Origin of the sequence: Pusillimonas sp. (genome assembly GCF_044464525.1) — a bacterium.
In the GTDB taxonomy this organism is placed as follows: Bacteria; Pseudomonadota; Gammaproteobacteria; order Burkholderiales; family Burkholderiaceae_B; genus Pusillimonas.
In genome coordinates, this window is sequence record NZ_JBIQLE010000006.1 from 80,446 (window position 1) to 104,573 (window position 24,128).

The 24,128-nt window shown below is 60.2% G+C and carries 23 protein-coding genes; 14 read left to right on the forward strand and 9 right to left on the reverse strand.

Translation table 11 applies throughout. The features are described 5' to 3' along the window. Positions 1-26 precede the first annotated feature (26 nt). Positions 27-884, reverse strand: coding sequence for a tRNA threonylcarbamoyladenosine dehydratase (locus tag ACIY1O_RS05170; protein ID WP_397474017.1), 858 nt, complete (start codon positions 882-884; stop codon positions 27-29). A 136-nt stretch (positions 885-1,020) separates the two neighbouring features. On the opposite strand from ACIY1O_RS05170, the gene ACIY1O_RS05175 reads away from it, so the two are divergent. The 4 genes from ACIY1O_RS05175 (at position 1,021) to purU (ending at position 3,816) form a co-directional block, all read left to right on the forward strand. Beyond that, on the forward strand, positions 1,021-1,671 hold the full coding sequence (locus ACIY1O_RS05175) for a gamma-glutamylcyclotransferase (RefSeq protein WP_397474018.1): 651 nt from the start codon (positions 1,021-1,023) through the stop codon (positions 1,669-1,671). An 86-nt stretch (positions 1,672-1,757) separates the two neighbouring features. Next, the gene (gene pdxH / locus ACIY1O_RS05180) at positions 1,758-2,390 is read left to right on the forward strand and encodes a pyridoxamine 5'-phosphate oxidase (protein WP_397474019.1); all 633 of its coding nucleotides are present in this window, start codon (positions 1,758-1,760) and stop codon (positions 2,388-2,390) included. Positions 2,391-2,399: 9 nt separating this feature from the next. After that, the gene (locus tag ACIY1O_RS05185; protein WP_397474020.1) at positions 2,400-2,924 is read left to right on the forward strand and encodes a flavin reductase family protein; all 525 of its coding nucleotides are present in this window, start codon (positions 2,400-2,402) and stop codon (positions 2,922-2,924) included. A gap of 37 nt (positions 2,925-2,961) precedes the next feature. Then, positions 2,962-3,816 (forward strand): formyltetrahydrofolate deformylase, encoded by an 855-nt coding sequence (gene purU / locus ACIY1O_RS05190; RefSeq protein ID WP_397474021.1) that lies wholly within the window; start codon positions 2,962-2,964, stop codon positions 3,814-3,816. On the opposite strand, the gene ACIY1O_RS05195 is transcribed toward purU, so the two are convergent. Continuing rightward, entirely contained in the window at positions 3,809-4,705 is an 897-nt protein-coding gene (locus tag ACIY1O_RS05195) for a LysR substrate-binding domain-containing protein (protein ID WP_397474022.1), read from the reverse strand. The two genes, purU and ACIY1O_RS05195, sit on opposite strands and share 8 nt — an antisense overlap. A 124-nt stretch (positions 4,706-4,829) precedes the next feature. Here ACIY1O_RS05195 and ACIY1O_RS05200 point away from each other — a divergent pair, with 124 nt between their 5' ends. After that, positions 4,830-6,017, forward strand: coding sequence for an acyl-CoA dehydrogenase (locus ACIY1O_RS05200; protein ID WP_397474023.1), 1,188 nt, complete (start codon positions 4,830-4,832; stop codon positions 6,015-6,017). Positions 6,018-6,116: 99 nt separating this feature from the next. Here the strand turns inward: ACIY1O_RS05200 and ACIY1O_RS05205 are convergent, their stop codons facing one another. The 7 genes from ACIY1O_RS05205 to ACIY1O_RS05235 all read right to left on the reverse strand — a co-directional run bounded on the left by ACIY1O_RS05205 (position 6,117) and on the right by ACIY1O_RS05235 (position 14,783). Continuing rightward, the gene (locus ACIY1O_RS05205) at positions 6,117-7,280 is read right to left on the reverse strand and encodes a vWA domain-containing protein (RefSeq protein WP_397474024.1); all 1,164 of its coding nucleotides are present in this window, start codon (positions 7,278-7,280) and stop codon (positions 6,117-6,119) included. Positions 7,281-7,469: 189 nt separating this feature from the next. Further along, positions 7,470-8,585, reverse strand: coding sequence for a helix-turn-helix transcriptional regulator (locus ACIY1O_RS05210; RefSeq protein ID WP_397474025.1), 1,116 nt, complete (start codon positions 8,583-8,585; stop codon positions 7,470-7,472). Positions 8,586-8,729: 144 nt separating this feature from the next. After that, on the reverse strand, positions 8,730-9,179 hold the full coding sequence (locus tag ACIY1O_RS05215; protein WP_397474026.1) for a MaoC family dehydratase: 450 nt from the start codon (positions 9,177-9,179) through the stop codon (positions 8,730-8,732). 19 nt (positions 9,180-9,198) lie between these two features. Beyond that, complete coding sequence (gene boxA / locus ACIY1O_RS05220; RefSeq protein WP_397474027.1) at positions 9,199-10,476, reverse strand: benzoyl-CoA 2,3-epoxidase subunit BoxA; 1,278 nt, start codon at positions 10,474-10,476, stop codon at positions 9,199-9,201. Positions 10,477-10,594: 118 nt separating this feature from the next. Next, positions 10,595-12,022 (reverse strand): benzoyl-CoA 2,3-epoxidase subunit BoxB, encoded by a 1,428-nt coding sequence (gene boxB / locus ACIY1O_RS05225; protein WP_397474028.1) that lies wholly within the window; start codon positions 12,020-12,022, stop codon positions 10,595-10,597. A 34-nt stretch (positions 12,023-12,056) separates the two neighbouring features. Next, complete coding sequence (boxC, locus tag ACIY1O_RS05230) at positions 12,057-13,733, reverse strand: 2,3-epoxybenzoyl-CoA dihydrolase (protein ID WP_397474029.1); 1,677 nt, start codon at positions 13,731-13,733, stop codon at positions 12,057-12,059. Positions 13,734-13,847: 114 nt separating this feature from the next. Next, on the reverse strand, positions 13,848-14,783 hold the full coding sequence (locus ACIY1O_RS05235; protein WP_397474030.1) for a helix-turn-helix transcriptional regulator: 936 nt from the start codon (positions 14,781-14,783) through the stop codon (positions 13,848-13,850). A 152-nt stretch (positions 14,784-14,935) separates the two neighbouring features. On the opposite strand from ACIY1O_RS05235, the gene ACIY1O_RS05240 reads away from it, so the two are divergent. From ACIY1O_RS05240 to ACIY1O_RS05280, 9 genes are all read left to right on the forward strand, one after another. After that, the gene (locus ACIY1O_RS05240) at positions 14,936-15,406 is read left to right on the forward strand and encodes a 4-hydroxylaminobenzoate lyase (RefSeq protein ID WP_397474031.1); all 471 of its coding nucleotides are present in this window, start codon (positions 14,936-14,938) and stop codon (positions 15,404-15,406) included. An 80-nt stretch (positions 15,407-15,486) separates the two neighbouring features. Then, on the forward strand, positions 15,487-17,028 hold the full coding sequence (locus ACIY1O_RS05245; RefSeq protein ID WP_397474032.1) for a 3,4-dehydroadipyl-CoA semialdehyde dehydrogenase: 1,542 nt from the start codon (positions 15,487-15,489) through the stop codon (positions 17,026-17,028). 86 nt (positions 17,029-17,114) lie between these two features. Next, a complete protein-coding gene (locus ACIY1O_RS05250) occupies positions 17,115-18,668 on the forward strand; it encodes a benzoate-CoA ligase family protein (RefSeq protein WP_397474033.1) in 1,554 nt (517 codons plus the stop codon). Position 18,669: 1 nt separating this feature from the next. Continuing rightward, positions 18,670-19,482 (forward strand): alpha/beta fold hydrolase, encoded by an 813-nt coding sequence (locus ACIY1O_RS05255; RefSeq protein WP_397474034.1) that lies wholly within the window; start codon positions 18,670-18,672, stop codon positions 19,480-19,482. A 57-nt stretch (positions 19,483-19,539) separates the two neighbouring features. Further along, positions 19,540-20,697, forward strand: coding sequence for an ABC transporter substrate-binding protein (locus tag ACIY1O_RS05260; RefSeq protein WP_397474035.1), 1,158 nt, complete (start codon positions 19,540-19,542; stop codon positions 20,695-20,697). Positions 20,698-20,765: 68 nt separating this feature from the next. Then, positions 20,766-21,644: a branched-chain amino acid ABC transporter permease gene (locus ACIY1O_RS05265; protein ID WP_397474036.1), complete on the forward strand. Its 879-nt coding sequence runs from the start codon at positions 20,766-20,768 to the stop codon at positions 21,642-21,644. A gap of 17 nt (positions 21,645-21,661) precedes the next feature. Next, positions 21,662-22,660 carry a branched-chain amino acid ABC transporter permease gene (locus ACIY1O_RS05270; protein WP_397474037.1) on the forward strand — a complete coding sequence of 333 codons (999 nt, stop codon included), beginning with the start codon at positions 21,662-21,664 and terminating at the stop codon, positions 22,658-22,660. A 10-nt stretch (positions 22,661-22,670) separates the two neighbouring features. Beyond that, entirely contained in the window at positions 22,671-23,417 is a 747-nt protein-coding gene (locus tag ACIY1O_RS05275; protein ID WP_397474038.1) for an ABC transporter ATP-binding protein, read from the forward strand. Then, a complete protein-coding gene (locus ACIY1O_RS05280; RefSeq protein ID WP_397474039.1) occupies positions 23,414-24,124 on the forward strand; it encodes an ABC transporter ATP-binding protein in 711 nt (236 codons plus the stop codon). The genes ACIY1O_RS05275 and ACIY1O_RS05280 overlap by 4 nt, the downstream gene beginning before the upstream one ends. The last annotated feature ends 4 nt before the right edge of the window (positions 24,125-24,128 follow it).

A 24,128-nucleotide genomic window follows, 5' to 3' on the forward strand; every position in this document is an offset into this window, starting at 1 on the left:
CCCACCCCGCGCCGGCTCAAGAACGATCAAACCGCAAACTTCCCATTGCCAATAAAGTGAATCGCCTCAGCCGCAGCCGCCATCCCCATTGACCCCGTGATCGCCACTGCCGACCCATAGCCCGCGCACGACAACCCCTGCAATCCCACGCCCCCAAGCTCTCGAGGCTGAGTATCCGTCCACTGCTCCGGCAAGATAGCCGGCTGATCGAACCACAAGGCACGCACCCCCATGCGAGGCACACGCTTCAGCGCCTTGCCATTAGCATCCGCCCCCTTCGGGTACCCATGGTGACGCCGCAGCGTATTGCGCAGCTTCGCCAATAATGCATCATTCAATGCAGTGGACAAGTCTCCGGCCCGCAGGGCCAGCACGTTCGTCTTCCCCCCTGCCCCGCCGCACACCACAATGGGCAGCTTGCGGCGCCGCGCCTCCAGAATCATCGCTATCTTCGCGCTTGCCTGATCCGTACAATCGATAAGCACATTCAAATCCGCGGCTAAAACATCGGCCACATTTTCCGGTGTCACGAAATCATCGATAAGATGCAGCCCACAGTGCGGGTTGATGCCCCGCACCCGCGCCGCCATCGCGTTGACTTTAGATTGCCCCAGGGTTTCAGTAAGCGCATGCAGCTGCCGATTGACGTTTGACTCCGCAACATGATCCATGTCGACCAATGTCAGGCGTCCCACTCCCGACCGCGCCAGCGCCTCCGCGCACCAGGACCCTACCCCGCCGATGCCCGCCACCGCCACGTGCGCACCCGCCAACTTGCGTAGCGTTTCCGGCCCGTAGAGGCGCTCGAGCCCGCCGAATCGGCGCTCAAGGTCTGCCTGGTCCGGCCCTGGGCCGGCACCCACATCAGCTTCAGATATATCCATATATCGCTGCATGCCCTTGTTCCCCGATTTGACCCGAGACGCAAGGTATAGAATCATGGTTTGCAATTGAACTGAACATTAGACCACGCGCCAGGCCGCCCTTTTAGCCCAAGCGCTCATCACCGTCTTTATTGCCGTGACTTCCTCCGACTCGCTCGAAACCCTATTCGCCACATCCGGCGCCAGCTTCCGCCTGCTAACCGACGAGCAGCGTAAAGCCTCGCTGGATGCCTCGCTCGCCCATTGGAATGGTCGCGACGATTTATGGGTGTACGGCTATGGCTCCCTAATTTGGCGCCCCGAATTCAACTTCACCGAAAGCCGACCAGCCCTGCTGCGTGGCTATCACCGCTCGCTATGCCTGTGGTCGCACGTCAATCGCGGCACTCCCGAACGACCCGGCCTGGTGTTCGGGCTCGACATCGGCGGCTCATGCCGCGGCATGGTCTATCGCATCCCCGCGGAAGAAGTCCCGCACACGCTCACCCAACTGTGGGTACGCGAAATGCCCAGCGGCGCCTATCTTCCCAAATGGCTAAGCTGCGCAAGCGAGTCCGGCCATGTTCAGGCACTGTCTTTCGTGATGGACCGCAGTCAAGACGCCTACGTTCGCGACCTGACACATGAACAGCTCGTCGCCATCGTTCGCGACGCCCACGGCGTATACGGCTCATGTATCGAATATGTATTAGAGACCGCTCACGCGCTCGAAGACGCCGGCATCCACGACCGCAAGCTGGACGCCCTCGTACGGGAATTGAAGTCTCTCTCGGCAACAGCAAGCTGATCTACCCATGCGTCCGGTCTCGAAACCGGCCAAGCGGGTAGAATAGTTCTTTCGACGAAAAAACGTCCCGCCCTGTTATTTCACCCATGTCCATTGCCGATCTACGCCAGATCTACAAAAAAAGCGTGTTGCTCGAGAACTCGCTGTCGGCCTCGCCGTTGAATCAGTTTTCGCTCTGGTTCGACGAGGCTGTTCAAGCCAACGCCATCGAGCCCAACGCCATGACCCTGGCCACCGCCGATGCCGAAGGCCGCCCCTCGGCCCGCATCGTACTGCTCAAGGGAATAGACGAACAGGGGCTGGTGTTCTTTACCAATTACCACTCGCGTAAAGGCCATGACCTGGCCGTGCAGCCCCACGCCAGTTTGCTGTTCTTCTGGCCTCAGCTAGAACGCCAGGTGCGATTTGAAGGCCCAGTGGAAAAAATCAGCGCCAAAGAATCCGACCAATACTTCGATAGCCGGCCGCTGGGCTCGCGCATCGGAGCATGGGCCTCGCCCCAAAGCCAGCCCATCAGCCGAAAGGAACTCGAGACGCGTACGCGCGAATTTGCTGAATCTCTGGGCGATAAACCCGCCCGCCCACCGCATTGGGGCGGCTACCGGCTGCTGCCCGATCGGGTCGAATTTTGGCAGGGCCGCCCCTCGCGCCTGCACGACAGGCTGGTATATCAGCGCGACGAGCTCGGCCAGTGGCAAGTTACACGCCTGGCTCCCTGAACACGGTTTATGACTGCACACGCACCCGATTTCGACGCTGCTTTCTTTCGTTCCGCCCTCGGCAGGTTCCCCACCGGCGTGACCATCGTCATGACGCAGAACCAGAGCGATGGGCGACCCATCGGCCTGACCATCAGCTCGTTCAACTCTGTATCGCTTGATCCACCGCTGGTATCCTGGACGTTGACCAAGAAGGCCGCATCGCTGGGGCATTTCGATCGCTCCGAACGCTACGTCATCCACGTGTTGTCGGCTCGACAACTGCCCCTGGCCCGGAAGTTCGCCAGCGGTTCCCAGGCAGAACGATTTGCCGGCGTAACCCTTGCCGGCTCGCCCGGCGGCGTTCCTATGCTGGACAGCGCCGACTGCGCCGCCTGGTTCGAGTGCTACAACCTTTGCCGACACGAAGCGGGAGACCACGTTATCTTCATTGGCCAGGTCGAGCGCTGCGGGCACGCTGCACACCAGCCGCTGGTCTACCATGCCGGCGACTTCGACCTGACCCCTTCACACGATCCCTTGTCCGATCACTGACCCGAGCCGCAGCCGGCTCGGCAACGCTACACGACGCTTGACCATGAACGACTTCATTCTTACTTTATCCTGTCCCGACCGCATCGGCATCGTCCACAGCGTCACGGGCTGGCTTCTCGGCCTGCACGGCAATATCATTGACGCACAGCAATTCGGCGACATCGAAGAAGAGCGATTCTTCCTGCGGGTCCATTTCAAATTGCCCCTGCCCTCCACAGTCGAGTCATTAGAAGAAAGTTTCGCCTCTGTAGCGACGCGCTTCAGCATGGATGCGCGCATCCATGACGCCAATCGCAAGGCGCGGTTATTGATCCTGGTCAGTCGCCAAGGGCATTGCCTGAACGATCTGCTGTTTCGCACTCATAGCGGGCAACTGCCGGTGCAGATCGCCGCAATCGCGTCGAACCATAATGATTTCGCGAACATGGCGGCTTCATACGACATTCCTTTTCATCACCTGCCGGTCACGGCCGAAAGCAAGAGCCGGCAAGAACAGCAGATACTCGAGCTTGTCGAAAAGCAGGAAGTCGACCTCGTGGTGCTGGCCCGCTACATGCAGATTCTGTCGCCCGAACTTTGCGAGGCGCTGTCCGGGCGCGCCATCAACATCCACCACAGCTTTTTGCCCAGCTTCAAGGGCGCGCGTCCCTATCACCAGGCCCATGCCCGCGGGGTCAAGATCATCGGGGCCACCGCGCATTACGTCACGTCCGATCTGGACGAAGGCCCCATCATCGAACAAGACATCGAGCGCGTCGACCATTCGATGAGCGCCCGGCAACTGACCCGTGTGGGCAGCGACGTCGAATCACTCGTGCTGGCGCGCGCGGTGCGCAACCATGTCGAGCACCGCATCCTGCTCAACGGCAACCGTACAGTCGTATTCAAATAGGCAGCGCCGCCTCGGCGCGCAGCCAGGCCTCGAAGCCCAGCAAGGCCTCGGATGGCTTGTCTTGGGCCGGGTAGCTGAAATAATAGGCGTCGTCCACCGGCAACACGCCTTCATCGGCCATGGTCAAGGCTTTCGAGGCCAGGGCCTGCCTGGCCAGGAAACCGGGCACCAGCGCCACCCCCATCCCGGCCTGGGCGGCCGCCAGCAGCATGGTAAACAGCTCGTAGCGCGGCCCCGCCCCCACCGAAGGCGGGTAGTCGCGTTTCTGTTCGCGATACCACAGGCGCCAAACGTCGGGACGCGACATCATGTGCAGATGCGGCACGCCCGCCATGCCGCCGGCATGCCGTGCGATGGCCTCGCGCACTGCGGGCGTGCATACCGGCACAAGCTCTTTTTCGTCGAACAGCTTGAAGCCCACGGTGCCCGGCCACAGCTGCGAGGCGTGATACACGGCGGCGTCAAACGGATGGTCATTGAACTGGAACGGCCGGGTGCGCACCGACAGGCTTACCGATACGTCGTCGTGCTGGCGCTGGAAAGCGGGCAGGCGGGGAACCAGCCAGGTTGTGGCCAGCGTGGGCAATACCGCAATATGCAGGCTGCGGCCCAGGCCGGCCCGCGAGATCAGCCCAAAGGTGTCCTTCTCGAGTTGATCGAGATGGTGGCGCACGCGGGCCGCGTATTCAGCCCCGGCGTCGGTCAGGGCGATACGCCGCCGGATGCGGGTGAACAACTGCACCCCCAGGCGCTCTTCAAGACTGGCAACCTGCCTGAATACCGCACTATGAGTCAGCGAAAGTTCTTCGGCAGCACGCGAAAACGAACCCAGCCGGGCCGTGGCCTCGAAGGCTTGCAATGCGCCGAGATTGGGTATTCCGTGCCTCATGATTCTTCCAGCATCCGCTCTTACGTTCGTAAATTGCACTATATTGTGCTTTTTTATCAATTGCACTGTGCGGTTAAATCACATTATGATAGTTTAAACCTAAACTTATTCCACGGAGCAAACTATGTCGGCGTCCTTCAACTGGGAAGACCCCCTTTTACTCGACTCGCAACTGACCGAAGACGAGCGCATGGTGCGCGAAGCCGCCCTGGCCTACGCCCAAGACAAGCTGGCGCCGCGCGTGCTCGAAGCCTTCCGCAACGAAAAAACCGACGCCTCCATCTTTGGCGAAATGGGCGAGCTGGGCCTGCTGGGCCCCACCATCCCCGAAGAATACGGCGGCGCCGGGCTTAACTACGTATGCTACGGTCTCATCGCCCGCGAAGTCGAGCGTGTCGATTCCGGCTACCGCTCGATGATGAGCGTGCAGTCCTCCCTGGTCATGGTTCCCATCAACGAGTTCGGCACCGAAGAGCAAAAAAAGAAATACCTGCCCAAGCTGGCCACCGGCGAATGGATCGGCTGCTTCGGCCTGACCGAACCCAACCACGGTTCCGACCCCGGCAGCATGGAAACCCGAGCCGTCAAGGTTGACGGCGGCTACAAGCTTAGCGGCACCAAAATGTGGATCACCAACTCGCCCATCGCCGATGTTTTCGTGGTGTGGGCCAAGGTGGTCGGCGGCGACGACGATGGCAAGATTCGGGGCTTCATCCTGGATAAAGGCCTGAAAGGCCTTAGCGCCCCCCCCATCCACGGCAAGGTAGGCCTGCGCGCCTCGATCACCGGCGAAATCGTCATGGACGAGGTCGAAGTGCCCGCCGACGCCATGATGCCCGGCGTCAGCGGCTTGCGCGGCCCCTTCACCTGCCTGAACTCGGCCCGCTACGGCATCGCCTGGGGCGCCCTGGGCGCCGCCGAAGACTGCTGGCACACCGCCCGCCAGTACACGCTCGATCGCAAGCAATTCGGCCGCCCCCTGGCCGCCAACCAGCTCATCCAGAAAAAGCTGGCCGACATGCAAACCGAGATCACTCTAGGCCTGCAAGGCTGCCTGCGCCTGGGCCGCATGAAGGACGAAGGCACGGCCGCCGTCGAAATCACCTCCATCATGAAGCGCAACTCCTGCGGCAAGTCGCTGGACATTGCCCGCATGGCGCGCGACATGCTGGGCGGCAACGGCATTTCCGACGAGTTCGGCGTGGCCCGTCACCTGGTCAACCTCGAGGTGGTTAACACCTACGAAGGCACGCACGACGTTCACGCCCTGATCCTGGGCCGCGCGCAAACGGGCCTCCAGGCTTTCTTCTGATACCCCCTAAGCCGCCAAGACGAAGCCCGGGCTTTTTTGCCCGGGCTTTTTTTGGGTGTCTGCCAGGCAGCAAGCAGACTGTTGCGATCACTGCCTGCGCTAACGCCTGACGGTTACGGTGAAGTTGACCATCACCGGAATATCTCCGGCCGGTGTATGGGCCGTGATGGTGAAAGGCTGATTGCACGTGCGCAACTCACCGCCGGGGAGGTCTTTACACAGAGACTCGGCCTGCACGACGCCGCGATTTCCTATCACCAGGCGATAAATGGGGATGTTTCCGCGCAACAGATTGCCCAGGCTGCCGTAAGCGGCCATCAATTGTTGCGCGGATGACGCGTACAGCATGGCGCCGCCGGTTTCGGTCGCCAGCCGTTGCATGACGGCAAAGTCCTGGTCGGCCCCCGCCAGGGCAAACATGTGCAAGGGCATGCCCGCGCTGTTGGCGGCGGAAATGACATTATCGATAGTACGCTTGCTGTCAGTGTCTTTCCCGTCCGAGAACGCGACTACGGCTTTATTTGGGCGTCGAGAGTGCCGTTCAGTAGCGTAAATCGCGTTGGCCAAGGCGTCATATAGCGGAGTACCGCCATTTTGCTTGCCCGCCAACGACTTTAGAAACTCGGCTTGCTCACCGGTATCGGACGAGAACATATCCTGCGGCGACGAGCCAAGATAGCTCAGCCCGCCACTGGAGCCTGGAAAAAACCCCAGTGCGGTCTCATCCGGCGCAGTGTTCTTTTGCAGGAAAAGCGTGCCGGCCTCAATGCGCTGATTGGTGGGATCCGTGCCGGAGATGCTGCCGCTCTGGTCGAAGGCCAGGAATGCCGAATAGGCGCCTGCCTTCCCTGGCGAGGTGATCTTGGTGGAACCTGCGAAGCTGAGGAAGGGCTGCACACCCGCGACGGTGTCTTGCGTGAACGACGTAGCATCGGGAACGAAATCCACCGGTGCGCCGTCCTTGTCGAACAAGACCAGATCAACAATCGCCGCATAGGCGCTACCTTGCGCTTGACGGCACTGTTCGCCGGTTTCCGTCAATGGCGATGACAGCGGGTTCGTATCGTCGACATATATAAGCTTCCGGGCGGCAATGCTATTGCACAGCAGCGAGGACAGCACGCCCGCCACCGGCTCGGAGGCTTGAGGCGGCGGGCCGGGGTTGGACGATTCATCGTCTCCGCCTCCACCGCCACACGCCGAAAGCAAGACCGAAACAGCAAGCGCCAACGCCAAAGGTTGAAATTTATGTGTAATCCCCATGCTTTTCCCCTGTTTTTTTACTTCAACCACAACCAGCCTGCGCCGCCGCGATGATGGCACCGCCTTGCGCCAGAGGCTTCGAAGGGGACATATTACGAATTGGGCTTGCGCCTTTCCTCCCCAAAATTGGGGAAAAACCGCCTGGTGTTGTTGGCCGCGCCCGGTGATGAATTGGCGCCTGGACGAGGCTCAGTCCGCCCGCCCTTCCACCACGGCAAGCTCTGTCAGCAAACGCGCAAGGTCGTACTGCCGGCCCACATGTGTCTTGTGGAAAATGGATTTGATATGCGAGCGCACCGTGGACTCTCCGACCGACCTCAGTTCCGCGATCTTTTGCGGAGTATGGCCTTGAGCCAACATTTCCGCCACGCGCGCTTCCGCGAGGCTAAGGCCGAATACTTCCCGCAAGAGTTGCAGTGCCGGGGCCTTGGGCCGAGCCGGCCAGACCATCAGCAGCGCGGCGTCATAGCGTTCGGCCGGTGTTTCTTCGTCGCCTTCACCCAAAGGGATCGCCACGCAGGTAGTGCCCGCTTGGGGCGCATTGAACGACAAGCGCACCGAAGCCAAGCGCGGTGGCTCGCCCGACTCGCCTAGAGCCTGCCGGACGATATGCAGCAACGCCTGTCGGGCGGAACCCGTGTCCTTGACGGACAACGGACATGTCGGTTCAGACAACCAGGCTTCGGCGGCGCGATTGGCCTGCAGGACGGCGCACGCCTCATCGACGATCATCACCGGGAAGCTCAGCGCATTCAGCGCCCTCCGCTGCCAGGCTTGCTCCCGTTTAAGACTGTGCAACTGATGGCGCAATGCATAGCTGCGGTTCAAAGCGCCATGCAAGGCCGACAAGCTTGCGGCCTGCCCGGCGTCGAAAGCGGCTTCACCCGCCAGCCTATGCAAAGAGAGGTTGCAGCTCTGCGTTCCGAACGTACCCACGCAATGCGCCATGATGTGGCCCAGGCCGTAGGACTTGAGAAAATCCTGGTAATAAGGACTGCGCTCGATGAAACGATGGCCCAATTCCACCCAGTCCAGGTACTGCCCGCCTTCTGTGGGCATGGTCTTTAGCAGATTGGTCGGGTTGAGCGCCTGGAACTCATTGACATAGGTCTCGATGGCGCTTTGCGGCAGCTTGATGGGCTCCAGGATATCGAGGCGCTTGGTCAGCTCGTTCTGCGACGTCACGCAAACATAAGAGGCTCCAACCTGGCCTGCCACCAGCATCAAGGCATCGTTCCAGGCCTCGTCGGACAAAACACCTTCCAACAAGGCCCTTTCTATCGTCAACATTTTCTGCGGAGTCATCGATCCCTCCCGCTCAAACCCCCGGCTCCAATGCCAAATGCGCCGGCCTTGCGATTCTAGCGCACTTGGGCCATTGGGCGATGCAAACAAAAAAGCGCCCGAAGGCGCTTGATTTGCCAGAGCGGCTCAAGACCGCCGACGGAATCAGGACGACTGGCCGACCGCCAGGTCGAACAGGCTGGTCACTTCAAGCTCGAGAACCTGCTCGTCACGCTGATTGAACAAACGCCACGTCCAGCGCACGATGCCAAGGTCTTCGCGCGAAGATGACACCCGTACCGAGTCGACGGTGATTTCAAGCCGCAGCGCGTCGTCGGGGCGCACGGGCAACATCCAGCGCACGCGCTCCACACCCGGCGAACCGAAAGATTCGGAATCGTGCAAGACGCTCTCGAACACCATGCGCATGGCCAAGCCACAGGTCTGCCAGCCGCTGGCGATCAACCCGCCCCAGCGGCCCTCTTTGGCCTTGACCGGGTCGGTGTGAAACCATTGGGGGTCATAAAGCTTGGCGTAATCGAGCATTTCCTGCTCAGTGATTACCGCCGGCCCGTGGTGAATGACCATGCCATTTCGAAACTCACTAAATTTCATGATTCAGTCCAGAAATTGGTCAGTAAGTCTCGAAATGCAGCCTCCCTTGCGATCTGAGCTGTGCATGGACCTCGTCCCAGTTGCGCCCCGCCCCTTCGACTGCGTCTTTAAGGGCATCGAGCACACCGGTTTCCATCCCCTTGAGGCCGCAAACGTAGATGCACGTGTTGCTGTCATCGATAAGCTCGAGGACCTCGGCGGCGCGCTCGCGGATCAGGTCTTGCACATAACGCTTGGGCTTGTCTGTTGCTCGAGACAATGCCAAATTGATGTCGATAAAATCTTTGGGCAAGTTCATGAGCGGGCCAAAGTACGGCAACTCACGCTCGGTTCGTGCGCCAAAAAAGAGCATCAGCTTACCATTAAAGGCCTTGTTCTTGGTAAGCCGGCGGCAACGCTCGGTCATGGCCCGCATGGGCGCGGAACCCGTGCCGGTGCAGATCATGATCAAGTTCGAGTGCGGCAAGTTGGGCATCAGGAAAGTGTTGCCGAACGGGCCGATCACCTGGACCTTATCGCCTTTTTTTAGATCGCACAGGTAATTGGAAGCAACGCCCGTGACAGGGTTACCGTCGTAATCCGATGTGACGCGCTTTACCGTCAAGGAAAGATTATTGTAGTTGGGGCGTTCGCCGTCGCGCGGGCTGGCGATGGAATACTGTCGAGCATGATAGGCTCGACCGTTCTCGTCGGCTCCGGGAGGGAACACGGCGATCGACTGGCCCTCGAGCACCGGGAAAGGCAGTTCGCCAAAATCGAGCACGATGTGGTGAATGTCGTTGTCGGTGTCTGCGTCAGTAAGGCGGTAGTTGCCCGCCACGGTGGCGGTCGCCGCATTCTTGTGCGTGTAAAGATTGATGTAGGGATGGGCCGCCGACCAGGGCGGTATGCTTGCGCCCGAAGCCGTGGAAGGCACCCCCTCAAGCTCAGAGCTTACGTCGTCTTCGGCGGGCGTCAACACGTCGGGCGCCGCAGCGGCATCGCCGACGGCTGCAGGAGCCTCGACCACGTCTGCGGGCAGCTCTTGCTCGGCCGGAAGTTCGTTCCAGCTGAACTGTTCTTCAAGCGAGTAAGCCTCGGAGGACAAGACGCGCAGCCAGTTGTCGATGGCGCCGGTGGGACAGGGCGGCACGCAAGCCATGCAGCTATTGCAGATATCGACGTCCACGACATAGTTGTTGGAGTCGTGGCTAATGGCATCGATCGGGCAGGTTTCTTCACACGTGTTGCAACGGATGCAGATCTCTGGATCGATCAGGTGTTGTTTGATAACGCGATTTTGGGTTTCGACTGTCATTCTAGGTCTCCGTATCGCCAGAGTCGCCACTTCAGGCAGGCCCGACCACTGGAAGGCCCGCCGGACGGCGCATAATGCGCCGGCCGGCGGAAGTCCTGTTCAACAGGACGATACAAGTTTAGTTGAAGCGCACATACTCGAAGTTGATGGGCTGGCGGTTAATACCCATGACCGGGGGCGCGATCCAGTTGGCGAATTTGCCGGGCTCGACCACTCGACCCATCAGCGAAGCCACGAATTCGCGATCTTCAGGGCTGGGTAGCCACTCGTTTTCGTGGTTCTTCCACTGCTCTTCGGTAAGCACCTGGCCTTCTGGCGAGACGCGAATGCCGGCGAGCGTGCCGATCTTGCGGTTGAACGCCTTGTGAGGCACCGTCAGGCGGAAGTTGATGCCCTGCTTCTCGAGCACTTTGTTCCAACGGCCCACGCCCGCCACCGTGTCCTTGATGAAGTCGTCGCGCAGCACTTCGTTAAGTGCGTTGAGCATGGGAACTTCGATTTCGCGCAGCTCGCCGTTTTGAACGTCGAGGATGCGGTAGGTGTCGTTCTTGAGCTGGTGATCGTCGGTGCGCTTGCTTTCTTCGTAGCGGCCCTTGAGACCCGAGCTGTAGAAGATGGCGGCGTTGGACGACTGGTCGGCGCCGAACAGGTCGATTGTGACGCTGTAGTGGAAGTTGATGTAGCGCTGGATGGTGGGCAGATCGATGACGCCCGCTTTGCGCAGTGCTTCGGGGTCTTCGGTCTTGAGCTCGTTCATTACCTGGGCCGTACGCTGCAGCACGCGCGAAACACCCGATTCACCCACGAACATGTGGTGCGCTTCTTCGGTCAGCATGAACTTGGTCGTGCGGGCCAGCGGGTCGAAGTTCGACTCGGACAATGCGCTGAGCTGGAACTTGCCGTCGCGGTCGGTAAAGTAGGTAAACATGTAGAAGGCCAGCCAGTCGGGGGTCTTCTCGTTGAAAGCGCCCAGGATGCGGGGGCTGTCTTCGCTGCCCGAGTTGCGCTGCAACAGGGCATCCGCCTCTTCGCGGCCATCGCGGCCGAAATAGCGGTGCAGCAGATAAACCATGGCCCACAAATGACGGCCTTCTTCGACGTTGACCTGGAACAGGTTGCGCAGGTCGTACATCGAGGGGGCTGTCAGGCCCAGGTGACGCTGCTGCTCGACGGACGCGGGTTCGGTATCGCCCTGGGTAACGATGATGCGACGCAGGTTGGCACGGTGCTCGCCGGGAGCCTCTTGCCAGACGTCTTCGCCGATATGCTCGCCGAAATGGACCTTGCGCTGGCCGTCTTGCGGGGTCAGGAAAATACCCCAGCGGTAGTCGGGCATCTTGACGTAGTCAAAGTGCGCCCAGCCGTCGGGCTGCACGCTGACAGCCGTGCGCAGATAAACATCCATGTTCTGGGAGGCTTCGGGGCCCATATCTTGCCACCATTGCAGGTAGTTGGGCTGCCAGTGCTCCAGCGCGCGCTGAAGCGTACGGTCGCTGGACAGATTAACGTTGTTGGGAATCTTCTCGGAATAGTTGATACCAGACATGTCTTGCTCCTAAATAGCTCTGTTTATCGTGCGCTTACACGCGGTTCCAATCGAAGTTGGCTTTCTCGCCCTTGCCGTACAGCTTGAGGGCACCCTTGTCGCCCGAGGCGTTGGGGCGATAGAAAATCCAGTTCTGCCACGCGGACAGGCGGCCGAAGATGCGGGTTTCCATGCTCTCGACTTCGCAGAAACGCAGGTTGGCTTCAAGGCCGGTAAGCGAGTCGGGCGACAGCGCGGCCCGTTCCTCGAGGGCGATGCGGATTTCGTCGTCCCAGTCAAGGTCGTCGAGCGCGTAGGTGATCAGGCCAAGCTCTTCGGCTTCGGCAGCGCTGACACGCTTGCCGATGGTGGCCGACACGGCGCTAATGGCGGGCTCTTCGTCGTAGAAGCGGCGCGCCATGCGGCTTTGGCCGTTTACCATGGGGTAAACGCCCATGTTGAGCGCATTGACGGCGATTTCTGTTGGCTGATCAGGCTCGTCAAGCATATAGCTGCGATCGCAAGCCAGGGCCAGTTCGAGCAGGGTGCCGGCGAAGCAGGAGCCGGGCTCGATCAGCGCGAACAGCGAGCGCGAGGTGACGTCCAGGCGGGCCAGCGTGCGACGCAGCATGCCGCGGGTTTCACGCACGAACCAGTGATCGGCGAATTGCTCGAGCGTGGCGTCGGCCTCGAGCACCTTGGCAACGTCGCCCTGAGTGCGGATGACCCAGGTGCCAATGTCGAGTTCATTGGTGCGCAGTTGCAAAATGGCGTCGTCGAGTTCGCGAGCCAGCTGCAAAGGCCACCACGACACACCCTCGGACACAATGGCCTCAATGTCGGCGGGCACGGATTCGGGGCCGCGTACCACCAGGTTGGCAATACGCTTCTGGCGGTCGATTTGAACTTCGACATATTTGTATGCCAGGCCGTTCTCGGAATCGGTACGCTGCAAGGGCGTAAGCTCGACGCCTTTGGCGTCTGCGGGCCGGTCGCTGCCGGCGGCCAGTTCGGCGGCGCGCTTCTGCACGCCTTCGGCAAACTGGGCGGGCTTGATGACATCGTCGACCAGGCGCCAGTCTTTGGCGCGCTGGCCGCGGATGCCCTCGACCAGGGTGCAGAAAATATCGGCGCGATCGTGACGCACCTTGCGCTTGTCGGTGACGCGAGTAAGGCCGCCGGTGCCGGGCAGCACGCCCAGCAGGGGAACCTCGGGCAGCGATACCGACGAAGAGCGGTCGTCGACCAGCAGGATTTCATCACATGCCAGCGCCAGCTCGTAGCCGCCGCCCGCACAAGCGCCGTTCAGGGCCGCGACGAACTTCAGGCCGCTGTGGCGGCTGGAATCTTCAATGCCGTTTCGGGTTTCGTTGGTGAATTTGCAGAAGTTGACCTTCCAGGCGTGAGACGACAGCCCCAGCATGAAAATATTGGCGCCCGAGCAAAAAATACGGTCTTTGGCGCTGGTGACCACCACAGTACGGACTTCAGGATGCTCGAAACGAATGCGCTGCAGTGCATCGTGCAGCTCGATGTCGACACCCAGGTCGTAAGAGTTGAGCTTGAGCTTGTAGCCGGGACGCAGACCGCCCTCTTCGGATACGTCCATGGTGAGGGTGGCGACTTCGCCTTCGAAAGCCAGCTTCCAGTGTTTGTACTGACTAGGGTCGGTACGGAAGTCGACTCGGCTTGCGGCGGCTTGCTCGACCGCGGGGGTTGCGACTTGATTCATCGATATCTCCTGATTATTTGAAGCCCGAACATTACTGCATCTGTGAAAGGTTGATGCATAATAATGCAATCGAAGTTTCTCGTCAACAAAAACATGCATGAAAATGCATGGGAGTTACGCAGCCGTTAATGGCAGGCCTGCGGCTTCCCGAATATGCGTGCGTAATATCTCGAAGGAGTCGGAAAGCGATTGATTGCTGGTCGAGCAGATGAAATCTGCCTTTGAATAAAAAGCCTCGCGGCTGGCAAGAATGCTTTTGAGATCGGCCATGGCTTCGTTGTTGCCCGCCATGGGGCGGAAATCGCCTTGCGCCATGACCCGGGCCATGTGGTCTTCCGGGGTAGCCTTGACCCATACGCTATAGCAATGCGCCAGCATCAGGTTCATGGTTGAAGGCTCGGACACCAGCCCCCCCGGCGTGGCCAGGACCATGTCGGGGTAAAGCTGAAGCGCCTCTTCGAGAGCGCGACGCTCGTAGCGCCGGTAGGCGGTGGCGCCATACAAACTGTGGATTTCAAGAATACCGCAGCCGGCCACGCGCTCGATTTCAGAGCTGAGCTCAATGAAAGGATAGCCGATATCCGCAGCCAACATGCGCCCCAATGTGGATTTTCCGGCGCCTCGCAGGCCCATCATCGCAATTTGGCGCAAGCGGTTGCGAGGAGCCCTTTCGGGCTGGCCCGCAAAAAGCCCGGACAAGGTTTGCCGGGCAAGCTGAAGCTCTTGTTCAGTACGCCCCTCGAGCAACTCGCGGATAAGCAGCCATTCGGGCGTGGCGGTGGTGACATCGCCGACCAATTCCGCCAACGCGCAGTTGAAAGCCTTGGAAATGCTTTGCAGAACCAGAATGGATACGTTGCCGACGCCATGCTCGAGATTCGCCAAATGGCGTTCCGACACCGACGCCGCCCGGGCCAGTTCTTTGCGCGTCATGCCGCGCCTGGCCCGCAAACGTCGGACGCGTTCGCCCATTGCAACCAGGTAGGCATCACGCACTGTCTCCGTGTTGGCCGTTACACCGACCTTTTTAGCTTGTGCTGTATTCTTCACCCAGAAAAACCCTTAGAAAGCCGTTGATATGCATTATAGTGCTTGACAATGCAGAAGAAAAGGCATAATTTTCAGCCTGACAAGCATATTGGTCACGCCCACGGTAATTTAGCCACGCCGTACGCCGCAGACCAACCCCAGAAGGATGCATCATGAGCAACATTGAGACATTTCGAGGGCTTATCCGCCAAGTAACAGATTTTATCGGCGCCCAGGCCCTCGACAAAACCCTTCAAGAGAAACTGAATCAACAATTTCCCTACGACGGCGAAATATGCCAACGTATTGTAGAGACCTGTAGAACCGCGGCACAGGAAGGCTGGATGTGCCAATATGAAGGCGGTGGCGTGCGCTATGGGCGCGTCATCAAGCCCGCAGCCGAGCTCAACGGCTATTCCGTTGACGTTGTCGACATGGAAAATCTTGCCGGCCCCCATCATAGCCACCCCAATGGTGAAATCGACCTCATCATGCCGGTTTCGAACGACGCCCGTTTCGACGGACATTCGCAGGGTTGGCTGGTATATGGTCCAGATACCGCTCATAGCCCCACTGTTACACAGGGGCGCGCCATGGTTCTCTATCTGTTGCCCGAAGGCAAGATCGAGTTCACGAAGAACTAAGCCGGCTGCGCCGGGTTGCCTGAGTTCAGCCGCCTTTTCGGCGGGTATCGCTCACCCGCCCACCACCGCAATGGATACTTATGAAAAAACTACCTAATTACGTTCAAGGCCGCTGGCAGGAAGGCTCCGGCGAGGGCACGGCGCTGCACGACCCCGTACTTGGCACAGCACTGGCTGTAGTCTGCGCCAAAGGCGTGGACATGGCCGCAACCTACGATTTTGCCCGCCGCCAAGGCGGAGCCGGCTTGCGCAAACATACATATGCCGAACGCGCCGCCCTGCTGGCCCAAATCGCCCAGGTGCTTCAAGCCAATCGCGACAAGTACTACGACATATCGCTGCAAAACTCCGGCACAGTCAAGAACGACACAGCCGTTGACGTGGATGGCAGCATCTATACGCTGGGCTACTACGCCAAGCTCGGTTCCAAGCTTACCGACGGCCAGGTACACCTTGACGGCGACAGCAGCTCGCTGGCTAAAGACAATGCCTTCGCCAGCCAGCATATCGAAGTGCCCGTGCGCGGCGTGGCCCTGCTAATCAATGCATTCAACTTCCCGGCCTGGGGCCTGTGGGAAAAAGCCGCGCCGGCCCTGCTGTCAGGCGTGCCCATCGTCGTCAAGCCGGCCACCGCCACGGCATGGCTCACGCACGAAATGATCAAAGACGTCATCGAAGCAGACATATTGCCCGAAGGCAGCCTGAACATCGTGTGCGGGCGACCGGAAGGAATGATTGACGCCTTGAACGGGCTCGATCTGGTGTCTTTCACCGGCTCGGCCGACACCGCCGCCTTGTTGCGCCAGCATCCCCGCATCCAGCACGACGGAGTGCGCTTCAATGCCGAAACCGACAGCGTGAACTGCGCCGTCCTTGACCCCGCAGCCGCCGGCGCCGACCTGCTGGTGCGAGAAGTGGTCCGCGAGCTCACCATCAAATCAGGTCAGAAGTGCACGGCCATCCGGCGCATTTTCGTACCCGAAGCCAGTTACGATGCCGTCGCCAAGGCCATTGCAGACAAACTGCAAACCATTACCGTGGGCGATCCGCGCAACGAGTCGGTGCGCATGGGCAGCCTGGTCAGCGCCACACAAAAGAAAGCCGTAATCGACGGAATCGAATTGCTTGCCGAGCACTGCGATGTTCTCTTCGATGGCCGCAGCCAAAGCACCGTGCTGGCCGATGCGCCGGACCACGCTTGCGTGCCGCCAATGCTTTTCGGCACTCGCGACCCCGATGGCCAGGCCTTGGTCCACGAAACCGAAGTGTTCGGGCCTGTAGCCACTCTCATGCCTTACCGCGATGTCGAGCATGCCTACGAATTGGCGCGCCGCGGCATGGGTTCCTTGGTAGCGTCCGTCTATGGCGAGGATGCTGATTTTCTCGCCCAGGCCGCATTGAGGCTGGCCGAAAGCCACGGCCGGGTGCACGTCATAAACAGCGAGGTTGCCAAGGTACAAACGGGTCACGGCAACGCCATGCCCCAATCCAACCACGGCGGTCCGGGCCGGGCCGGCGGCGGCCAAGAGCTTGGCGGTTTGCGAGCCTTGGCGTTTTATCACCGCCTGGCAGCCGTTCAAGCTGCGCCCGATGTACTGGCCCGCCTGACTGCCAAGCACTGATTTCTTCCTGAAAAACCGCCACAGCACTTGAACACATAACACCCCGGGACCGCAGTACGGTCCGTCCGCAAGATCTGGAGACACTGATGCACGCCTGCCCCGCAGAACTCAACTTCGCTCAATATATCGCCGAGCTCAACGCGGGCCGTGCCGGCAAGACGGCCTATATCGACAGCCAGGGCGAGCTGTCATATGGCGAATTGGCCAGGCGCGTGGCCAAGTTTGCCGGCCTGCTCCAGCAACTGGACATTCGGCGTGAAGAGCGCATCTTGCTTTCCATGAACGACATCAACGATTGGCCGGTGGTGTTCCTGGGCGCCCTGCACGCGGGCGTCGTGCCCGTGGCGGTCAATACCTTGCTGACCCCGGCCGACTATGCCTACATGATGGAGCACAGTCGCTGCCAGGCGGTGTTCGTCTCGCCGCAATTGGTTCCCACCATTCAAGAGGCCATGTCCAGCGCGAACCACGATGTGAAGCACATAGTTGTGGCCCGCCCCGAGGGAGAACTGGCGGAAGGCCTCATCGAACTTGAAAGCCGCTTGCAAGCCGCGCCCGAAGTGCCTGCCGTGCAGACCAAAGCTGACGAAATCGCTTTCTGGCTCTACTCGTCGGGCTCTACCGGCCAGCCCAAGGGCGTGGTCCACAGCCACTGTAACCTCTGGTATACGGCCGAACTTTATGGCAAGCCGGTGCTTGGTGTGCGCGAGGACGACATCGTGTTCTCGGCGGCAAAGCTGTTCTTTGCCTATGGGCTGGGCAACGGCCTGACATTCCCGCTGTCGGTCGGCGCCACGGTGGTATTGATGGACGAGCGCCCCACTCCTGCCGCCGTTTACAAACGCCTGGTCGAGAACAAACCCACAGTGTTCTGTGGCGTACCCACCCTTTACGCCAGCATGCTGGCCTACGAGGGCATGCCTTCGAAAGAAGAGGTGGCGATCCGCGTCTGCGCCTCGGCAGGCGAGGCCTTGCCCAGCGACCTGGGCCAGCGCTTCACCCAACAATTCGGCTGCCAGATCCTTGACGGTATCGGCTCCACCGAAATGCTGCACATCTTTTTGTCGAACAGCCAGAACGATCTGCGTTACGGCACAACCGGCAAGCCCGTTCCGGGCTACGAGGTAGAGCTGCGCGACGACGAAGGCAATCTGGTGCCGCGCGGCACCATCGGCGACCTTTACATCAAGGGTCCAAGCTCCGCGCTCATGTACTGGAACAACCGCCAGAAAAGCTGTTCAACCTTCCTCGGAGAATGGACCAAGAGCGGAGACAAATACGTCTGCGACGAAGACGGCTACTACACTTACTCAGGCCGCAGTGACGACATGATCAAGGTCAGCGGCCAGTATGTTTCCCCCATCGAGGTTGAAAACATCCTTATCCAGCACACCGCGGTGCTCGAAGCCGCGGTTATCGGCGCCACCGACGGGCAGGGGCTGGTCAAGACCACGGCCTTCGTCGTGCTGCGCTCCGGCAATGCGGCCGGCGACGGCATCCAGCAAGAGTTGCAAGCCTTCGTCAAAGGCCAACTTGCGCCGTTCAAGTATCCGCGCACCATCCATTTCGTAGACGAATTGCCCAAGACCGCCACAGGCAAGATCCAGCGTTTCCGCTTGCGTGAGCAGGAGAACCACTAACATGCGCGACGTCGCTTCCACTCAAGAGGCGGGCCTGGCAACGATACAGTCGCTGGGTCGCCAGATGCAGATCGAGTATTACCTGATCTCACCCGAAAAAAAGGATGCCGATCTCATCGTCTTCCTGCACGAAGGTCTGGGCTCGGCATCTATGTGGAAAGATTGGCCGGCACAGCTTTGTGAGGCAACCGGCTGCCGCGGCCTCGTTTTCTCGCGCTATGCTTACGGTTCCAGCACGCCTCGACCGCATGATGAAAAATGGCCGGTCGAATACATGCATGACCAGGCTCGCGAAGCCCTGCCCGCTTTGTTCAAAGCCTTGGGTTTGCAAAACGAAAAACCCATCTTGTTCGGTCATAGCGACGGCGGCTCGATTGCACTGCTTTACGCAGCCATGTATCCCGATTCGGTCCGGGCCATCGCGGTGGCGGCGCCCCATATATTCGTTGAAGATATTTCCATCGAGAGCATCGAAAAGGCACGCGACGCGTATCTGCACACCGATCTGCCGCAACGTCTTGCACGCTATCACGATGACCCGGACTCTACTTTCTGGGGCTGGAACGATATCTGGCTGAAACCCGAATTCCGTCAATGGAATATCGAGTCTTACCTGGATAAGATTCGCTGCCCCATCCTGGCGATTCAGGGCGTCGACGATGAGTACGGAACACTAGAGCAAATACAAGGGATTAAACGGATTGCAACACATGCAAAGCTCTGTATCATTGAGCGCTGCCGCCATTCCCCCCACAAAGACCAGCCAGAAACAGTCATTAACGAGGTCGCGAACTTCATTCGCGATCTTGTCTGAAACGCGCTCGTTTGCGCATCCCCGAAGTTATTTTTTTCATAAAAACAGGAGTAGGCAATGAAAAAAACCCTCACCCGCACTGCCTTGGCAACATTGCTCGCATTCAGCGCAGGCAGCGCCTTCGCCGCCGTCAAGGTCGGCTTCATGCTTCCCTATAGCGGCACGTACGCCAAACTGGGCGAAGCCATCGAAAACGGCTTCAAGATGTACGTGGACGAACAAGGCGGCAAGCTGGCCGGCCAAGAAGTCCAGTACTTCAAGGTCGACGACGAGTCCAACCCTTCGAAGGGCCCCGAAAACGCCAACCGCCTGATCAAGCGCGACCAAGTCGACGTCCTGATTGGCACGGTCCACTCGGGCGTCGCCATGGCTCTGGCCAAGGCTGCGAACGACTCCGACACGACGCTCATCATTCCTAACGCCGGCGCCGACGCCATTACGGGCCCGCTGTGCAGCAAGAATGTGTTCCGTTCTTCGTTCTCGAACTGGCAACCCGGCTTCGCCATGGGTTCGGTCGCCGCCGAAGAAGGCCATAAAACAGCCGTCACCATTTCCTGGAACTACGCGGCAGGCAAAGAGTCCACCGATGGCTTCAAAGAGTCGTTTGAAAAAGCCGGCGGCAAGGTCGTACGCCACTTGACGCTACCCTTCCCCAACGTCGAGTTTCAGCCTCTGCTGACCGAAATCGCTTCCATCAAGCCTGACGCGGTCTATACCTTCTTCGCAGGTGGCGGCGCTGTCAAGTTCACGCAAGATTACGCCGCGGCTGGACTGAAAAACTCCATCCCGCTGCTGGGCGCCGGCTTCCTCACCGACGGCACGCTCGATGCCCAAGGCGATTCGGCCCAAGGCCTGCTGACCACGCTGCACTACGCGGATGGTCTTGATACCCCGCGCGACAATGCGTTCCGCGAGAACTACATCAAGAGCTTCCCGCAGCTTCCGCCCGATGTCTACGCTGTGCAGGGCTATGACGCTGCTCAGATGCTCGACGCCGGCCTGAAGGCGGTCGATGGCGATGTCAGCAAGAAGGACGCCATGCGCGATGCGATCCGCACAGCCAAGATCGACAGCCCACGCGGCGAGTTCACCTTGTCGGCGGCGGGCAACCCCGTGCAGGACATGTACCTGCGTAAAGTCGAAGGCGACGAAAACAAAGTCGTGAAGGTCGCCGTCGAAAATCTGGCCGACCCAGCTCGCGGCTGCAAGCTGTAAATCCGTATCCATCCGGTACGCGCGCCCGTCACGCGTACCGGATGTTCCGTTGAATCAAAGGAATCCTCGTGGACCCGGCCATCTTCCTGATCCAGTGCCTTAACGCCGTGCAATACGGCTTGCTGCTTTTCCTGGTCGCCAGCGGCCTGACCCTTATTTTCGGCATCATGGGCATCATCAACCTTGCCCATGGCGCCTTCTACATGATCGGGGCCTATATGGCCTTTGCCATGCAGCCCCTGGTGGCGCAGTACCTGGGCGGCGGCTTCGTCGTGACCGTGCTGGTGTGCGTGCTGCTGGCCACCTTGCTGGGCTATTTTCTCGAATGGGCCTTTTATAGCTATCTGTACTCGCGCGATCACTTGCAGCAAGTGCTCATGACCTACGGGCTCATCCTGGTCTTTGAAGAGCTTCGCAGCATGATCGTGGGCAACGACGTGCACGGCGTGCCGGTGCCGTCCTGGCTGGCCGGGTCCGTCCAATTGGGCAACGTCATGACCTACCCGGTCTACCGGCTGTTCATCTCGGCGATGTGTATTGTGGTCGGGCTGCTGATGTTCTGGGTGCTTACCCGAACTCGCCTGGGCATGATGATCCGCGCCGGCGCCAGCAACCGCGAAATGATCAATTCGCTGGGCATCGACATCAACCGGCTGTTCCGCATCGTGTTCGCCATCGGCGTTGCACTGGCCGCTTTTGCCGGGGCCATCGCCGCACCCGTCTCCTCGGTGTATCCGGGCATGGGCAATGCGGTCATTATCATCTGCTTCGTGGTGGTGGTCATTGGCGGCATCGGCTCCATCAAGGGCGCCTTTCTGGCCGCCATGCTGGTGGGCTTCGTCGATACGTTCGGGCAGGTGTTCTTCCCGGCCGCCGCCGGCGTCATGGTGTACCTGTTGATGGCCGCCATTCTCCTGTTCAAGCCCGAAGGGCTCTTCAAACATTAATCAAGGCAGACCCACGCATGCGTTTCGTTCTTCGTGCCATTTTGTTGCTGGTGCTGGTGGCGGTGGTGCTGTCCTTGCCCTCGTTCGCCTCCACCTACTATCTGAGCCTGATCATCAAGATCATGATCTACGCCCTGTTCGCGCTAAGCCTTCAGTTGCTGGTCGGCGGCACGGGCCTGGTCAGCCTGGGCCATTCAGCCTTCTTCGGCATTGCCGCCTACTTCGTCACCCTGCTGTCGCCCGAGTCGGGCGCGGGCAATATGCTGTGGCTGCTGCCCGGCGCCGTGCTGGCCGCCATGGTCTATGCGGCCGCCACCGGCGCGCTGGCGCTGCGCACCAAGGGCGTTTATTTCATCATGGTCACCCTGGCGTTCGCGCAGATGGCCTATTACGTGTTCCACGATACCGCGCTAGGCGGCGGCACCGACGGTATTTATCTGTATTTCCGTCCTGAAATCCGTTTGGGCGACTGGGTCGTGCTGAATATCGACAATCAGTTCGTGTTCTATGTGTTCACGCTGGCCTGCCTGCTGCTGACCTGGCTGTTCCTGTCGCTGCTGATGCGCTCGCGCTTTGGCGCCGCGCTCACCGGCATCCGCGTGAACGAACAGCGCATGCGCGCGGCCGGGTTTTCCACCTTCAAGTACAAGCTTACGGCCTACATCATCGGCTGCGGCCTGGCCGGGGTGGCGGGGTTCTTGTACGCGGCCAAAGACGGCTACGTCAACCCCGAACTATTGGCCTGGGAGCAATCGGGCCTGGTGCTGCTGATGGTCATCCTGGGCGGCATGGGCCGCCTGTGGGGAGCCATCCTGGGCGCCATCGCGCTTACGCTGTTGCAAGAGGTGTTCCAATCGCACGCACTGTTTGGCGATTTTGCCAGCCGCTGGCACCTGACCTTCGGCCTGGCCATCATCGCCCTGGTCGCCGTCCTGCCCCAAGGCCTGGCAGGGCTTCCCGAACAACTGCGCAACCGCCGTCGCGCCAAGTCCATCTTGCCGGCTTCGGCCCAGTAAAGGCAGCACCATGACGCAAACTTTATTATCGGCCAAGAACATCACACGCCGCTTCGGCGGCCTGACGGCCATCGACAACGTCTCGCTCGAGCTCAAGCGCGGCGCCGTGCACGCGGTAATCGGCACCAACGGCGCCGGCAAATCCACCCTCGTCAGCGTGCTGTCGGGCGAATTGGCGCCCAACGAAGGCGCCATCTTCATGAACCAGGAAAACATCACCGCCTGGCCGCAGCCCAAGCGTGCCCGCGCCGGCATGGGGCGCAGCTATCAGCGCACCACGATTTTCCCGTCCCTGACCGTGCACGAAAACTGCCGCCTGACAGCCCAGGCCAATCACCAGCACTTCTGGAGCTGGCTGCCTTCCAGCCGCTGCAAGCAAAGCAACGAGGCCGCCGACCGCGCGCTCGAACTGGCGGGCCTGTCACAGTTCAGCGGCCAGGTGGCCGGGCTGCTCTCGCATGGGGGCAAGCGCCAACTGGAAATCGCCATGAGCCTGTCTACGCACCCTGCGGTGCTGTTGCTGGACGAGCCGTTGGCCGGCATGGGCTCCGAAGAAACCGACCGCATGCTCAATTTGCTGGATTCACTCAAGGCCCAGCACGCCATCCTTCTGGTGGAGCACGACATGGATGCCGTGTTCCGCATCTCCGACGAGATTACGGTAATGGTCAACGGCGCAGTGATCGCGCATGGCGACCCGGTCAGCATCAAGGCCGACCCACTAGTGCAAACCGCCTACCTCGGAGACGACGAATGAGCGCGCTGATCGAAGCCTCCGGGCTGCATACATACTACGGCGCCAGCCACGTCCTGCACGGCATCGACCTGCGCATCGAGGCAGGCGAATCCATCGGGCTGCTGGGGCGCAACGGCATGGGCAAAACCACGCTGATCCGCACCGTAATGGGCCACCTTCCACCGGCACAGGGCAAAATCGTGATCCGGGGCCGGGACAACACCCGCACCCAGCCGCACCAGGTGGCCCGCCTGGGTGTGGCCTATGTACCCGAAGGGCGGGGCATCTTCCCCAACCTCGACGTGCGCGAAAACCTGCTGGTGGCCGCCCGCCCCGGCTACAAGGGACGCAAAGACTGGTCCTACGAGCGCGTATTGGAAACCTTCCCCCGGCTGACCGAAAGGCTGGGCCATGGGGGTCAACAGCTTTCTGGCGGCGAGCAGCAGATGCTGGCTATCGGCCGGGCGCTAATGACCAACCCCGACGTGCTCATCTTGGACGAAGCCACGGAAGGCCTGGCGCCGCTGATCATCGCCGAGATCTGGCGCATTATCGAATCCATCCGCGAAACAGGCGTGGCAACGCTGATCGTAGACCGCAACTACCGCAAGGTGCTGGCGCACACGGATCGTTGCGTCGTGCTGGAAAAAGGCAAGGTCGTCGAGCAGCGCGATAGCGCCACCTTGTCCAGCCAGAACGAGCTGCTTACACGGTATTTGGGGGTTTAGGCAC